Genomic DNA, 14,157 nt, shown 5'->3' with positions numbered 1-14,157 from the left:
GTCGCTTCTTACGATCAAAAAGCGGCAAAACGGTTAATCGGCGCAGCCAATTTGAAGGGTTCACGCCCTTGGGTGAGCGGATTCGTAAATCTCGAGCAGCCTTGCGGTGTCGACGCCGGTATAGACCTGTGTGGTCGACAGGCTGGCGTGGCCGAGCAGTTCCTGGATGGTGCGCAGGTCGCCGCCGCGGCCGAGCAGATGCGTGGCGAAGGAGTGGCGCAAGGCGTGCGGAGTCGCGGTGTCGGGCAGGTTGAGCGCCGAGCGCAGCCTCGCCATGTCGCGCTGGACGATCGCCGGATTGAGCGGACCGCCGCGCGCGCCGCGAAACAGCAGGCCCTTCGGATCGATATGGAAGGGGCAGAGCCGGCGGTATTCGGCGACCGCGCGCAAGGCCACCGGCAGCACCGGCACCAGCCTGGTCTTGCCGCCCTTGCCGGTGACGCGCAGCACGGTGTCCGTTTCCGACGACAGCTCGGCGCCGGCGAGGCCGAGCGCCTCGGAAATGCGCAGGCCCGAGCCGTAGAGCAGCGTCAGCACGGCGGCGTTGCGGGCGGCGATCCAGGGTTCTTCCGCGAGCTGGCCCTGCACGGAAACGACCTCTTTTGCATCGCTCGCCGTCAGCGGCTTGGGCAGCGACTTCGGCTGGCGTGGCGCGCGCAGCGCCGCCGCACCCGCGGCATTGGCGAGGCCGCGCCGTTCGAGGAAGCGCAGCAGCGAGCGGATGCCCGCCAGCCCGCGCCCGAGCGTGCGGGCGCCGGCGCCGGCGTTGCGGCGGGCGGCGAGGAAGCCGCGCAAATCGGCCGGGCGCAGCTCGGCGATGTCGGAGATGCCGGGCGGACCACCGCAATGGCCGGTCAGGAAATGCAGGAACTGGCGGGTGTCGCGCTCATAGGCTTCCACCGTTTCCGGCGACAGCCGGCGCTCGCGCGCCAGCATCTTCAGCCAGTTCTCGCGCGCCGCCTGGAGGTCGGGCTTTGCCGGGATGAGGAATTCCTGCATGCGCTGCATTTTCGGCCAGCCAGGTTAGGAAGCGGTGAAGAGCGCGTCATTGAAATGACGGCTGGGGAGGGTTAGAGCAGGGCAAAGGATGTCGCGCCATGACCAAGCCCCAGAACCCCGTCCAGTTGGCCGTGATCGGCGCCGCGCATGGCATCAAGGGCGAGCTGCGGGTGAAGACCTTCACCGGTGATCCGCTGGCGCTGGCCGACTACGGGCCGCTCTACGCCAAGGATGGCCGCGCCTTCCAGATCATCGACATCCGGCCCGCCAATACCGTCGTGGTGGTGCGCTTCAAGGGTGTCAGCGACCGCAACGCCGCCGAGGCGCTTTCCGGCACCGAGCTGTTCGTCGACCGCTCGGTGCTGCCCGACGACGGTGAGGAAGACGAGTTCTACCACGCCGACCTGATCGGGCTGGAGGTCCGGGACGAGACAGGTGCTGCCATCGGCAAGGTGGTCGCCGTGCATAATTTCGGGGGCGGCGACATCCTCGACGTCACGCTCGCCGGCCGCAAGGGCGTGCTGATCCCGTTCACGCAGGCCGCCGTTCCGCAGGTTTCGGTCGTCGAAGGGTTCGTCCGCGTCGATCCGCTGGCCGCCGGCCTGGTCGAGGACGAGGACGGCGAGGCCGCGCCCGGCCGCGACGGCTTCGATCCGAAGGGCCGGCCGCGCGGGCCGAAGGATGCTGGGGGCAACCGGTGAGTTTTGCCGCCTCGGTGCTGACGCTCTATCCAGAGATGTTTCCCGGCCCCCTCGGCCTGTCGCTGGCCGGCCGGGCGCTGGAAGTCGGCACATGGTCGCTTGAGGCGATCCAGATCCGCGATTTCGCCACCGACAGGCATCGCACCGTCGACGACACGCCGGCCGGCGGCGGCGCCGGCATGGTGATGCGCGCCGACGTGCTGGCAAAAGCCATCGACCATGCTTCGCCTCCCGGCGATGCGCGGCCAAGGCTGCTGATGAGCCCGCGCGGCAAGCCGCTGACGCAGGCCCGGGTGCGCGAACTTGCCGCCGGACCGGGCGCGGTCATCCTGTGCGGCCGCTTCGAAGGCGTCGACCAGCGGCTGATCGACGCGCGGGGATTAGAGGAGGTTTCCGTCGGCGACTTCATCCTGTCGGGAGGTGAGCCGGCGGCCCTGGTCCTGCTCGACGCGGTGGTGCGGCTGTTGCCAGGCGTCATGGGCAATGCCGTCTCGGGCGAGGAGGAAAGCTTCGAGAATGGTCTGCTCGAGCATCCGCACTATACGCGGCCGCAGGAGTTCGAGGGCCGGCCGATCCCGGATGTGCTGATCTCGGGCAACCACAGGAAGATCGCCGAATGGCGGCGGGCCGAGGCCGAGAAGCTCACCAGGGAGCGGCGGCCGGATTTGCTGGCGGACGATCCGCCCCGATAGCTCGGGGCGGATCGTCCTTCTCTTTATCTGACCATGATCTTTTCCGAAAACCGGGTCCCGCTTTTCGCTTACGCGGTCCTGCGGTACGGGATCATGGTTCTCAGCCCTTGGCGAAATAGTAGAAGGCCAGGAACAGGCCGACGGCAACGACGAAGCCGCGCACGACGTTCTGCGGCACGCGCTTGGCGATCCAGACGCCGGCATAGCCGCCGAGGGCGCCGCCGGGGATCATGACGATCGCCTGCGGCCAGGCGACGACGCCGCCGGAGACGAAGACCAGGATCGCGATGGCGGCGATGACCACCGCCAGCATGTTCTTCATCGCGTTCAGCCGGTGGTAGTCGCCGGCCTGGGTGAGGCCGAGCGTGGCCAGCATCATGACGCCCATGCCGGCGCCGAAGAAGCCGCCATAGATCGAGGTCAGGAACTGGACGAGCGAACCGGCGAACGAGCCGACGGCCGGCTGGTGTCCGGGCTTCGGCGCCGGCTTCAGCCAGGGGCCGGCGGCGAAAAGGGCGGTCGCCGCCAGAAGCAGCCAGGGCACCAGCGCTCGAAAAGAGGGATTGTCGAGCGCCAGCAGGATGAGCGCGCCGGCCAGCGCGCCGAGGGCCGAGATCAGGCAGAGCAGCAATGCCTGGCGCCAGAAATGCCTGATGTCGGAAGCGTAGGCGAGCGTCGAAGTGATGTAGCCCGGAAACTGCGTCACCGAGGAGGTGGCGTTGGCAACGATCGGCGGCACGCCGACCAGCGTCATGGCGCCGAAGGTGATGAAGGTTCCGCCACCGGCCACCGCATTGGCGGCGCCGGAGACAAAACCCGCCAGAAAGAGCAGGATCGCGTCGAATGGAGACATCAGCACGTCGCCGGAGTAGGTTGTCCAGCCCGGATTAGGAAGCTTGACGGGCGCGCGCAACCCCGCGGCTGGCAATTGCGTGATGGCATGCGGCCAAAAAAGACAGGGCCAAGGCGTGACAAAGCGTCAAAATAGCTGTATGTGCCCGCCCGAACCGGAAGAACAATCTTTCGGAACCCGTCAACAATGACGGTGTAGCCGTCCCTGCCCGATGACCTATGTTGGACAAAGGGCATAGCCGAGCGGTCATTGGAACTGCAAGGCGAGTCGAGGACGCTCTGACTGTCGGAAGAACAAGAAGTGGATATTTGAGATGGATCTCATCCGCCAGCTCGAGGCCGAACAGGCCGCCAAGATCGAAGCCAAGCGCAAGCTTCCCGAATTCCAGCCCGGCGACACCGTGCGCGTCCAGGTCCGCGTGACCGAAGGCAGCCGCACCCGCGTCCAGGCCTATGAGGGCGTCGTCATTGCCCGTTCCGGCTCGGGCTTCCAGGAGAATTTCACCGTCCGCAAGATTTCCTACGGCGAAGGCGTGGAGCGCGTGTTCCCGGTCTACTCGCCGATGGTCGAGGGCGTCGAGATCGTGCGCCGCGGCAAGGTGCGCCGCGCCAAGCTCTATTACCTGCGCGACCGTCGCGGCAAGTCGGCCCGCATTTCGGAGAACACCGGCGTGCGCGCCCGCAAGCTCAACGACGAGGAGCGTGATGCGCTGAACGCCGAGAAGGCGCGCATCGAGGCCGAGAAGGTCGCCGCCGCCGAGGCGCTTGCGGTCGAGAAGGCCGCCCAGGACGCCGCCGAGAAGAAGGCCGCCGCCGAGGCTGCCAAGGCCGCGGAAGCCGCCGCCGAATAGGCTTCTCGACAATTCGTTTTGGAAAAGGCGGCTTCGGCCGCCTTTTTTCGTTTGGTGGAGTCGAAAGCGTTTGGGTTTGGCCGAGGCTCCGCCCGTGGATGACGGCGTCGGGGTTGACATTCATTTATCTTGTACACTAAGTAATCGTGCACAAGATAACAGGAGACCACCTATGTCAGCACTCTACACCACCCAGGCCCGCGTCAGCGGCGGCCGCGCCGGCCACGCCGAGACCAGCGACGGGCTGCTCAAGGTCGATCTGGCAATGCCGAAGGAACTGGGCGGGCAGGGCGGCGCCACCAATCCGGAGCAGCTTTTCGCCGCCGGCTACGCGGCCTGCTTCGAAAGCGCGATCCGCTTCGTCGCGCGCAAGGAGAAGCTGCCGCTCGAAGACGCCGCGGTGACCGCCACCGTCAGCCTCCATCCCAACGGCCAGGGCGGGTTCCGGCTCGGTGTGTCGCTGGCGGCGGAAACGAAAGGCCTTGATCACACGGCGGCGGAAGCGCTTGTATCGGCGGCGCACCAGATTTGCCCCTATTCCAACGCCATCAGGGGCAACATAGATGTTGCGCTTTCGACCGTGGCGCTTCCGGCAAAGGCAGCATGACAACAAGAACCACAGAGACCGTCAGCGACGTCCCGGCGGATAGCGCCGGGGCGATTGCCGTTCCGCGGCTGGACCAGCAGCTCTGCTTCGCGCTCTATTCGGCGAGCGGGCTGATGACCAGGCTCTACCGGCCGCTGCTCGATCCGCTGGGCCTCACCTATCCGCAATATCTGGCCATGCTGGTGCTGTGGGAGCGCGCGCCGAGCACGGTCGGCGCGCTTGGCGAAGCGCTGGGCCTGGATTCGGCGACGCTGACGCCGTTGATCAAGCGGATGGAAGCGGGTGGTCTCGTTACGCGCAGGCGCGACAGCGCCGACGAGCGCAGGGTGCTGGTCGAGCCGACGGCCAAGGGGCAGGCGCTGCGCGCCCGCGTGAAGGATGTGCAGGCGGGCCTCGACTGCGCCATGCCGATGGAGCGCGCCGAGCTCAAGGCCCTGCATGGAACGCTCACCCGTCTCGTCGCCGGCTTGCGCGAGGCAACGGAATAGACACCCGCCGAAGACGCTGCAAATCCGCTTCGTCGTGAGCATGGGATAAGCTTCAGCCACGTGGCGTTGCGGATCGACTTGCAAGGCGCTTGCGGAAAGCTAAAGTCGGCGCCGGATTTTCCTGCAAGCCCCGCACCTTCGCGGGGCGTTTCAAGTTCTGGAGCGTGTCATGACAAAATCGAAACTGCTGCTGGCAGCCGTGCTGGCCTGCCTTCTCGCGCCTGTCGCCGCGTTGGCCGAGACGCTGCCCGACCTCGGCGGCAAGAAAGTGGTGGTGGTGACGGAGAACGCCTATCCGCCGCTGCAGTTCATCGATTCCAAGACCGGCAAGCAGATCGGCTGGGAATATGACGCGATGGACGAGATCGCCAAGCGGCTGAACTTCAAGGTCGAGTACCAAAACACCTCCTGGGACGCGATGATCCAGGCGGTTTCCGACAACCAGTACAACATCGGCATGACCGGCATCACCATCAAGGACGACCGCAAGGAGAAGGTCGACTTCTCCGACCCTTATATGCGTTCGGAGCAGTTCATGCTGGTGCGCGGCGATGAAAGCCGCTTCACAGACGCCAAGACCTTCGGCGCCTTCAAGGACGGGCTGATCGGCGCGCAGGCCGGCACCACGCCCTTCTACACCGCCGTCTACAGCGTGCTCGACGGCAACGAGCAGAACCCGCGCATAAAACTGTTCGAGACGTTCGGCGCCACGGTGCAGGCGCTGAAGTCGGGCGACGTCGACGTGGTGCTGACCGACGGCACCGCCGGCAAGGGCTATGTCGACGCTTCGGAAGGCAAGCTGAAGCTGATCGGCGGGCCGCTCGGCACCGAGGATTTCGGCTTCATCTTCCCCAAGGGATCGGACTTGGTGAAGCCGGTCAACGCCGCGATCGCCTCGCTCAAGGCCGACGGCACGCTCGATGCGCTGAACAAGAAGTGGTTCCTTGATTACAAGATGGGGCAGTGAGCTCGTCTTGGTGCGCGCAGTGGGTTTGCAGGAAATTGCGCTGACATTGCGCCCAGGCCCCCCTCTCTGCCCTGCCGGGCATCTCCCCCTCAAGGGGGGAGATTGGCAGCTCCGCCGACGGTGCTCTTCATTCAACGTTGGTGATTGGCGAAAGCCAACGCGAAGTTCGATCTCCCCCCTTGAGGGGGAGATGGCCGGCAGGCCAGAGAGGGGTGCCTTGGCGCAGTCCTCTCGGGACTACCTCTCAGGCGCCGCCGCCTGATGCCCGCAACCTCCTCCGCCAAAGCCGAATTCCCCTGGTGGCTGGCCGCCGCCCTGGCGCTGGCGCTGGCGGCGGCGCTGTTCATTGCGTCGAGCGACCTCTACGCCCAGGTCTTCGCCACCGTCGCCAAGGGCATCGGCATCACCGTCTTCGTCACCGTGGTCGCCTTCGCGCTGGCCTCGGCGATCGGGCTGGGCATCGCCCTGATGGGGCTGTCGAGCTCGCGGGTGCTTCGCCAGATCGCCCGCTTTTATGTCGAGATCATCCGCGGCGTGCCGATCCTGGTGCTCTTGTTCTGGATCGCGTTCGCCGGCGCGCCGGCCGTCGTGGCGGCGTGGAACGCCCTGACCGCGCCGCTGCAAAGCGCCGGCTATCTCGGCGAATTGCTGGTGCGCGACGTCTCGCTTTTGTGGCGCGCCATCATGGCGCTGACCATCGGCTATTCCGCCTTCATCTCGGAAGTGTTCCGCGCCGGCATCCAGTCGGTCGAGAAGGGCCAGATCGAGGCGGCCAAGGCGCTCGGACTGACGCGCGCGCAGCGCTTCCGGCTGATCGTCTTCCCGCAGGCGATCCGCACCATCCTGCCGCCGCTCGGCAACGACTTCGTCGCCATGGTCAAGGATTCCTCGCTGGTCTCGGTGCTCGGCGTCGCTGACATCACCCAGATGGGCAAGGTCTATGCCGCCGGTTCGTTCCGCTTCTTCGAGACCTATTCGATCGTCGCCTATATCTATCTGATCCTCACCGTCGGCCTGTCGCTGGCGCTCAGGGCGCTGGAGCAGCGGCTGCGCCGCCAGCACCAGGAATAGAAGTCCGTCAAAGACCGCGCTACGATCCGTCCCGCGCGCCAGCGGAGGAGGACAATCTTGATGGATTTCGACAAGGCCAATGCGGCGCTGGATTCCGTCTATACGGCCGACACGCCGGAGGCGCTCGCCAAGGCCTATGCCGAATGGGCCGCGACCTATGACAGCGAGACCGCCTCGCTCGGCTATCTGCTGCCGTTCCTGATCACCGCCTGGGTGGCGCGCCATGTGCCTGTCGGCGAAGGCCCGTTGCTCGACGCCGGCTGCGGCACCGGCCTCTCCGGCCCGTCGCTGAAGGCGCTTGGCTATGCCGACATTGCCGGGCTCGATCTCTCCGACGACATGCTGAAGATCGCCGGCAGCCGCAACGCCTACAGCGAGCTGAAGAAGGCGATGCTCGGTGGGCCGCTGCCTTGGCCGGACGGCCATTTCCGCGCCTTCTTCTCGACCGGCGTGTTCACCATCGGCCATGCGCCGGCATCTGGCCTGCATGAGCTGGTGCGCATCACCCGACGCGGCGGCCACGCCATCTTCACGGTGCGCGACCAGGTGTTCGAGAGCGGCGGATTTCAAGATGTCTTCGACAGACTTGAGCGGGAGGAGAAATGGCGGCTGGTAGAGCAAAGTCCCTGGTTCCGCTGCTACGCGATCGGCGATCCCGAGGCGCTGGTGAAGACGTTTGTGTTTGAGGTGGTGTGAGCGCCAATCACCGATGTCGGCGCCGCCCCTCATCGCCCTGCCGGGCACTTCTCCCCGTATAGTGACGGGGAGAAGGGGCTGGCCGCAACGCCGGCTCTCTTCATCCAAACTTAGCAATTGGCGAAATCGCCGATGAGAGCGTTCCTCTCCCCGTCACTATACGGGGAGAGGGTGCCGGCAGGCAGGTGAGGGGCAGCGCTGACGTTCGGTGTCTAAGCCGCAAATGCCAGCCGATTGCCGAAATCGGCAAACATTGATATGAGCAGCGCCATGGAAGAGCTTTTCGGCGATCCGGCCTACAAGGGTTTCGTGCTGCAGGACAGAAAGCGCCTGCCGTCGCGATTTGCCGCGCGCGTTTGCGGCGCGCTCACCAGCCGACTTAGCTAGGCCGTCTTCGCCTCGTCGCCCTTGCCGGGCTTGCATGGCCCGGCACCGGCTTCTTCCCTTTTTCATATCGACGGATTTACGCACATGAGCGCACCGCGCACCCTCTACGACAAGATCTTCGACGACCATCTGGTCGACCGCCAGGACGACGGCACCTGCCTGCTCTACATCGACCGCCATCTCGTTCACGAGGTGACCAGCCCGCAGGCCTTCGAGGGCCTGCGCATGAGCGGCAGAAAAGTCCGGCATCCGGAAAAGACGCTGGCCGTGGTCGACCACAATGTGCCGACCTCGCCCGAGCGCAAGTTCGGCATCAAGAACGAGGAAAGCCGCATCCAGGTCGAGGCGCTGGCCAGGAACGCCAAGGATTTCGGCATCGACTATTATTCCGAGAACGACATCCGCCAGGGCATCGTCCACATCATCGGCCCGGAGCAGGGTTTCACCCTGCCCGGCATGACCATCGTCTGCGGCGACAGCCACACCTCCACGCACGGCGCCTTCGGCGCGCTGGCGCATGGCATCGGCACGTCGGAAGTCGAGCATGTGCTGGCGACGCAGACGCTGATCCAGCGCAAGGCCAAGAACATGCTGGTGCGCGTCGATGGCACGCTGCCGGAAGGCGTCACCGCCAAGGACATCATCCTCGCCATCATCGGCGAGATCGGCACCGCCGGCGGCACCGGCTACGTCATCGAATATGCCGGTGAGGCGATCCGCGCGCTGTCGATGGAAGGCCGCATGACGATCTGCAACATGTCGATCGAGGGCGGCGCGCGCGCCGGCCTGATCGCGCCGGACGAGACGACCTTCGCCTATGTCAAGGACAAGCCGCGCGCGCCGAAGGGCGCGGCTTGGGATGCCGCACTTGCCTATTGGAAGACGCTGCATTCGGATGAAGGCGCGCATTTCGACAAGGTGGTCGTGCTCGACGCGCAGAAGCTGCCGCCGATCGTCTCCTGGGGCTCCTCGCCCGAGGATGTCGTCTCGGTGCAGGGCTTCGTGCCCAATCCGGAAGAGATCACCGACGAGAACAAGCGCTCGTCGAAGCTGCGCGCGCTCGACTATATGGGGCTGACGCCCGGCACCAAGATCACCGACATCGAACTCGATCGCGTATTCATCGGCTCCTGCACCAATGGCCGCATCGAGGATCTGCGCGCCGCCGCCAAGGTGGTCGAGGGCAGAAAGGTCAATCCGCGCGTCAACGCCATGATCGTGCCGGGCTCCGGCCTGGTCAAGGAACAGGCGGAGGCCGAGGGGCTGGACAAGATCTTCCTCGCCGCCGGCTTCGACTGGCGCGAGCCGGGCTGCTCGATGTGTCTCGCCATGAACGACGACCGGCTGAAGCCGCATGAGCGCTGCGCCTCGACCTCGAACCGCAATTTCGAGGGCCGGCAAGGCTTCAAGGGCCGCACCCATCTGGTGTCGCCGGCCATGGCCGCGGCGGCCGCGATCGCCGGCCATTTCGTCGACATCCGCGACTGGAAATAGCAGCCGCGGCATTCGCATACGGACGAGGTCAAAACCCCGAACCATCCAGGTGGCTCGGGGTTTTTCTTTGCCGCGCCTCGGGTTTTTTCGGAAAGGCGGCCTTCGCTTAACCGCTTGTTTGGGCTTGCGCTTTAGCATCTTCCCTCACGTAAGCGGGGAAATCACAGTCGTTTGGACACGGGTCTGCTCATAGCGCTGCTCAACCCGACGATCGCGCTGGCGCTTGGCGCCGCGTTCCTCGTCCTGTGGTTCCATCAGCGCCATCGCCCCTACCTGGCGGTGTTGGCCACGAGCTACTGCCTGTCGGCCCCCGGCTTCCTGTTCCAGTATTTCACCCTTCCTGTCGGGATGGTGCTGACCAAGCTTGTCTCCAACATATGCTTCACGGCGGCCGCCTGCTGCCTCTCCAGCGCCATCGTTGCGCGCTACGGGCGGCGCGTCCCCTATGTCGGCATCGCGCTCACCACCGGCGGCGGGCTCGCCGCCTTTTCATGGTTCATGTTCGTGCAGCCGGATCTCACCTGGCGCATCCTGTCGATGAATTTCGGTTTCGGCGCCCTCAGCCTGCTGGTCGCCGCGGAACTGCGCACGGTGCGCGGCAACGGTCCGACCGAGAAGATCCTGTTCGTGCTGTCGCTGCTTTCGGGATTGAACTTCGTCGTCCGAACCCTGATCGTCGTCATCGTGCACGGGCCGTTCCCGAGCTATGACGGATTCTACGGCTCGTCCTACTGGACGACGGCGCTGCTCTCGCATGCGCTGCTGTCGCTGCTGATCGCGCTTTCCCTGTTTTCGGCGGCCGCGCTCGACGTCTTGAAGGCGCTGAAGGCCGAGACCCATACCGATCCGCTGTCCGGCCTGCTCAACCGCCGCGGCTTCGAGGAGCGGGCGGCGCTGCTGCTCGACCAGTGCGCCAAGGCGAAATTCCCCGTCGCCATGGTGCTTGCCGACCTCGACCACTTCAAGGCGCTCAACGACCAGCACGGGCACGCGGTCGGCGACAGGGTGATCGCCGACTTCGCCGCCAAGCTGAGCTTCGCCACCGGCACGCGCGGCGCCGCCGGCCGCATCGGCGGCGAGGAGTTCGCCGTGCTGCTGCCGCTGTGCGACCTGGCCTCGGCCCGCCTGTTCGCCGAGGCGATCCGCTCGCTCTATTCGTCCGGCGGCGTCGCCAGCCTGCCGCGAGGCGTCAGGGTGACGGCGAGCTTCGGCGTCGCCGCCCGCACCGGCGACGAAGGCCTGGCGCCGCTGATGCGCCGCGCCGACGATGCGCTCTACAAGGCCAAGAAGAACGGCCGCGACAGCGTGCGCCTGTCCTATGAGCGTCCCGAAACGGTCTTCGTGCCGGAGCCCGCCAGCGTCGGGTGAGGCCAAGCGGCCCAATCATGACCCCACGTTAACGTCTTTTTCGCCCGTCGATGCTTTGCTGTCGGCGGGGGTTTTTGGACCATGGGCAGCGCGGACGTCATCCTCGTGATCAACCTGTTCGTCGCCGGACTGCTGGCGGCGGCGTTCATGACGATCGCCATCTACGACAAAAGCCGGGTGTCGGCGCGCTGGCTGGCCCTCGGCTATGTGCTGGGCATGGTCTATTTCGCGCTCGAGTTCGTCATCCCCGCCTTCGACAATGCCCGGCTTCCGGTGGTCGCGGCCTTTGCCGTCTTCCTCGGCGCCACCATCGTCTTCAATGGCGGACTTGCGCATAAATACGGCGTGGCGCCGCCCTGGTGGCCGATGCTGTTCTTCCTGGCCATCGCCTCCGTCGCCGTCTATCTGGTGCAGGAATTGCCGCGCCAGTCGCTGACGGCGATGATGGCCTATCAGCTTCCCTACGCCGTCATGCAGTTCACCGCGCTCGGCATCGTCTGGTCGTCAAGGCAAAGGCGCGAGCGGCTCGATACCATACTGATGGCCGTGCTGACGGCCAGCGCGCTGCAGTTCGCCTCCAAGCCCTTCATCGCGCATGCGCTGGGCGGCCGCGGCGCCGACCCGCAATCCTATGTGCAGACGAGCTACGCGCTGGTGTCGCAATCGCTCGGCACCGTTTTCGGCCTGGCGCTGGCGCTGCTTGCGCTGGCCATACTGGTGCGCGATGTGCTGGCCGAGGCGACGTCGAAATCGGAAACCGACGCGCTGTCCAGGCTGCTCAACCGCGGCGGCTTCGAACGTCATGCCGAAATCACCCTGAGGGATGCCGCGCGCCGTGGCGTTCCGGTGGCGCTGGTGATCGCCGACCTCGACCATTTCAAGGGCATCAACGACAATTTCGGCCACGCCTGCGGCGACCGGGTGATCGAGACCTTCGCCGGCTTCCTGCGCGAGGCGGCGGCCGACCATCACGTCGCCGGGCGCATCGGCGGCGAGGAGTTCGCCATCATCCTGCCGGGCACCAATCTCGCGGCCGCGCGGCTGTTCGCCGAAGGCGCGCGCAGCGCTTTCGGCGCCCTGCCGATCGACAGCCTGCCGGCCGAGCATCGCTGCAGCGCCAGCTTCGGCGTCGCCGAGCTCGGCGCGGGCGAGGGTTTTTCCGATCTGTTGCGGCGCGCCGACGAGGCGCTCTATCAGGCCAAGGGCGGCGGCCGCGATTGCGTGCGCGTCTCGGCCGGGCCGGCCGGACGGCAGGCGTCCGCCGTCTTCAACGGCAGGGGCTGAGGTTCGGCATCTCGCCGTCGGACAGGCCGTACATATAGGAGCGGCCCTTGATGAAGACCGGCGGCTGGTAGCAGCCGCGGCCAACGGTCTCGTCGGACTCGTTCTCGTAGATCACGTCGGGCTCGCCGGCACTGGTAAAGTTCGAGAGTTCCTTGGCGTGCCTGCCTTCGCCGACGATGATGCGCTTGTAGCCGGCGGCGCTGTCGATGACCAGATTGCCGAAGGAATCGGCATAGACGCGGTCGTGGTGGCGCAGCCCGGCCTCGGCCGGCGCCGTGAAACCGACGGCAAGTGCCGCCAGCGCAAGCGCCGCAAGGCGCAGTCTGCTCGAATTCGAACGCATGGCACCCTCCGTTTGCTTCGACCGTTTCGGTCTGGAGCCTGTTCGAATCGGAAATTAACCTTTTCTTAACCTTTGTTAAGAGCCGGGACGTTTTCTCAGCCGGACTTTAACAAACATGGTTAATTTCGGCAGACGGGGTGGCCATCTTTCGGCCATGCTTGCCCGCACCATCGCGCCACCTCAACCAGCCGTTTGAGCCGGGTGAGCTTGATCAGGAACGACATCGTGGCTAGCGTGCCGCGCACAGGAGGGGCAGCACATGGCGTCACGCCGCTTGGTTCGGGGATTGCTCCTTGCTCCGTTGCTCGCTGCAGCCGCAGCCTGTGTGCCGCAGGACGGCGCGCCCAAGGCGGCATCGGCTGCGGTCTCTCCTGCTCCGGTCCTGCAGTCCACCGCACCCGCGGCGCCTCCAGCACCTGCTCCGGCATCCGCAGCCAAGATCACCACCGACCTGACTGCGCCGCGATCGGCTGTCGGCATGGCCACCTACAGATGCAATGGCTCCGTGATCTCGATCCAAAATCTCGGCACGTCGCTGCGTGTCGCGGGGCCGGATGGCTGGACCGAGGAGTTTGCGGCGTCGCCCGCCAACCAGAGCAGCCGCTACCAGGCGGCGGCGACGCATGACGCAGTTGTGATCGACGGACGCGAGGCGCTGCTGATGAAGAAAGGATCGACGCCGCTCACCTGCAGAAGGTAGCAATCTTCATCGGCATGCCGCACTGCAGCGAAACATTGCGCCGGCTTTCGGCCGCGCCCTAATCGATTGAAGCAAAAGCCGGCCTTTTTGTCAGACTAAATGACGTTTCCAAAACGATTTTCCGGCTTTGACGCGGTGCAAAAAGAGCATTAGAAACCGGCTGTCCGAAGTCGCAACCGAAGGCGGCAATGCCGCCTTTCCGCTGGGGCTCCAGGAGACGCCGAACTGGGGGAGCCATGAGCAAATCACCAGCCACCCGCGAATTTGCCAGACGTGAGCGGCCGCTTTCGCCGCACCTCACCGTGTATCGGCCGCCGATCACCATGACGATGTCGATCATCCATCGCATCACCGGCGGCGCGCTCTATTTCGGTACGCTGCTGGTGGCGTTCTGGCTGATGGCGGCGGCGAGCTCCGAGGCCACCTTCGATTGGGTCAATTGGGCCTTCGGCTCGTGGCTGGGGCGGCTGGTGCTGTTCGGCTACACCTGGGCGCTGATGCATCACATGCTGGGGGGCATAAGGCACCTGGTCTGGGACACGGGCGCCGGGCTCGAGAAGCACACGGCCTCGAAGATCGCCTGGGCAACGCTGGCCGGCTCGATCCTGCTCACGCTGCTGATCTGGATCGCCGGCTACATGGCGCGGGGAGCCTGAC

16 protein-coding genes are annotated in these 14,157 nt (G+C 65.7%); 13 read left to right on the top strand and 3 right to left on the bottom strand.

Going from position 1 to position 14,157, the window contains the following annotated elements:
• Window positions 1-60: 60 nt before the first annotated feature.
• Window positions 61-999, bottom strand: coding sequence for a tyrosine recombinase XerC (locus EN738_RS01030; protein ID WP_127282108.1), 939 nt, complete (start codon window positions 997-999; stop codon window positions 61-63).
• Window positions 1,000-1,097: 98 nt separating this feature from the next.
• Between EN738_RS01030 and rimM the strand changes: the two genes are divergently transcribed.
• A complete protein-coding gene (gene rimM / locus EN738_RS01025) occupies window positions 1,098-1,700 on the top strand; it encodes a ribosome maturation factor RimM (RefSeq protein ID WP_127282085.1) in 603 nt (200 codons plus the stop codon).
• On the top strand, window positions 1,697-2,392 hold the full coding sequence (gene trmD / locus EN738_RS01020; protein ID WP_127282084.1) for a tRNA (guanosine(37)-N1)-methyltransferase TrmD: 696 nt from the start codon (window positions 1,697-1,699) through the stop codon (window positions 2,390-2,392). Before rimM ends, trmD begins: the two co-directional genes overlap by 4 nt.
• A gap of 100 nt (window positions 2,393-2,492) precedes the next feature.
• Here the strand turns inward: trmD and EN738_RS01015 are convergent, their stop codons facing one another.
• Window positions 2,493-3,245 carry a sulfite exporter TauE/SafE family protein gene (locus EN738_RS01015; protein ID WP_127282083.1) on the bottom strand — a complete coding sequence of 251 codons (753 nt, stop codon included), beginning with the start codon at window positions 3,243-3,245 and terminating at the stop codon, window positions 2,493-2,495.
• Window positions 3,246-3,558: 313 nt separating this feature from the next.
• Between EN738_RS01015 and rplS the strand changes: the two genes are divergently transcribed.
• From rplS to EN738_RS00965, 9 genes are all read left to right on the top strand, one after another.
• On the top strand, window positions 3,559-4,095 hold the full coding sequence (rplS, locus tag EN738_RS01010; protein WP_127282082.1) for a 50S ribosomal protein L19: 537 nt from the start codon (window positions 3,559-3,561) through the stop codon (window positions 4,093-4,095).
• A gap of 172 nt (window positions 4,096-4,267) precedes the next feature.
• The gene (locus EN738_RS01005; protein WP_127282081.1) at window positions 4,268-4,702 is read left to right on the top strand and encodes an organic hydroperoxide resistance protein; all 435 of its coding nucleotides are present in this window, start codon (window positions 4,268-4,270) and stop codon (window positions 4,700-4,702) included.
• Window positions 4,699-5,190 carry a MarR family transcriptional regulator gene (locus EN738_RS01000; RefSeq protein WP_127282080.1) on the top strand — a complete coding sequence of 164 codons (492 nt, stop codon included), beginning with the start codon at window positions 4,699-4,701 and terminating at the stop codon, window positions 5,188-5,190. The genes EN738_RS01005 and EN738_RS01000 overlap by 4 nt, the downstream gene beginning before the upstream one ends.
• A gap of 169 nt (window positions 5,191-5,359) precedes the next feature.
• On the top strand, window positions 5,360-6,157 hold the full coding sequence (locus EN738_RS00995; RefSeq protein WP_127282079.1) for a transporter substrate-binding domain-containing protein: 798 nt from the start codon (window positions 5,360-5,362) through the stop codon (window positions 6,155-6,157).
• Window positions 6,158-6,418: 261 nt separating this feature from the next.
• Window positions 6,419-7,228 carry an amino acid ABC transporter permease gene (locus tag EN738_RS00990; RefSeq protein WP_127282078.1) on the top strand — a complete coding sequence of 270 codons (810 nt, stop codon included), beginning with the start codon at window positions 6,419-6,421 and terminating at the stop codon, window positions 7,226-7,228.
• Window positions 7,229-7,288: 60 nt separating this feature from the next.
• Complete coding sequence (locus tag EN738_RS00985) at window positions 7,289-7,924, top strand: class I SAM-dependent methyltransferase (RefSeq protein WP_127282077.1); 636 nt, start codon at window positions 7,289-7,291, stop codon at window positions 7,922-7,924.
• Between the two features lie 471 nt (window positions 7,925-8,395).
• A complete protein-coding gene (gene leuC, locus EN738_RS00975; protein WP_127282076.1) occupies window positions 8,396-9,805 on the top strand; it encodes a 3-isopropylmalate dehydratase large subunit in 1,410 nt (469 codons plus the stop codon).
• A gap of 171 nt (window positions 9,806-9,976) precedes the next feature.
• On the top strand, window positions 9,977-11,173 hold the full coding sequence (locus EN738_RS00970) for a GGDEF domain-containing protein (RefSeq protein WP_127282075.1): 1,197 nt from the start codon (window positions 9,977-9,979) through the stop codon (window positions 11,171-11,173).
• 81 nt (window positions 11,174-11,254) lie between these two features.
• Window positions 11,255-12,457 carry a GGDEF domain-containing protein gene (locus EN738_RS00965; protein ID WP_127282074.1) on the top strand — a complete coding sequence of 401 codons (1,203 nt, stop codon included), beginning with the start codon at window positions 11,255-11,257 and terminating at the stop codon, window positions 12,455-12,457.
• Here EN738_RS00965 and EN738_RS00960 read toward each other — a convergent pair.
• Window positions 12,441-12,800, bottom strand: a complete 360-nt coding sequence (locus EN738_RS00960) for a hypothetical protein (RefSeq protein ID WP_127282073.1) — start codon at window positions 12,798-12,800, stop codon at window positions 12,441-12,443. The two genes, EN738_RS00965 and EN738_RS00960, sit on opposite strands and share 17 nt — an antisense overlap.
• A gap of 259 nt (window positions 12,801-13,059) precedes the next feature.
• Between EN738_RS00960 and EN738_RS00955 the strand changes: the two genes are divergently transcribed.
• On the top strand, window positions 13,060-13,500 hold the full coding sequence (locus EN738_RS00955; protein ID WP_127282072.1) for a hypothetical protein: 441 nt from the start codon (window positions 13,060-13,062) through the stop codon (window positions 13,498-13,500).
• Between the two features lie 236 nt (window positions 13,501-13,736).
• Window positions 13,737-14,156 carry a succinate dehydrogenase, cytochrome b556 subunit gene (sdhC, locus tag EN738_RS00950; RefSeq protein WP_127282071.1) on the top strand — a complete coding sequence of 140 codons (420 nt, stop codon included), beginning with the start codon at window positions 13,737-13,739 and terminating at the stop codon, window positions 14,154-14,156.
• The last annotated feature ends 1 nt before the right edge of the window (window position 14,157 follow it).

Origin of the sequence: Mesorhizobium sp. M4B.F.Ca.ET.017.02.2.1 (assembly GCF_003998955.1) — a bacterium.
Lineage (GTDB): Bacteria > Pseudomonadota > Alphaproteobacteria > Rhizobiales > Rhizobiaceae > Mesorhizobium > Mesorhizobium abyssinicae.
Note: the sequence above shows the minus strand (reverse complement) of the source record. Positions and strands in the feature narration are given on the sequence as shown.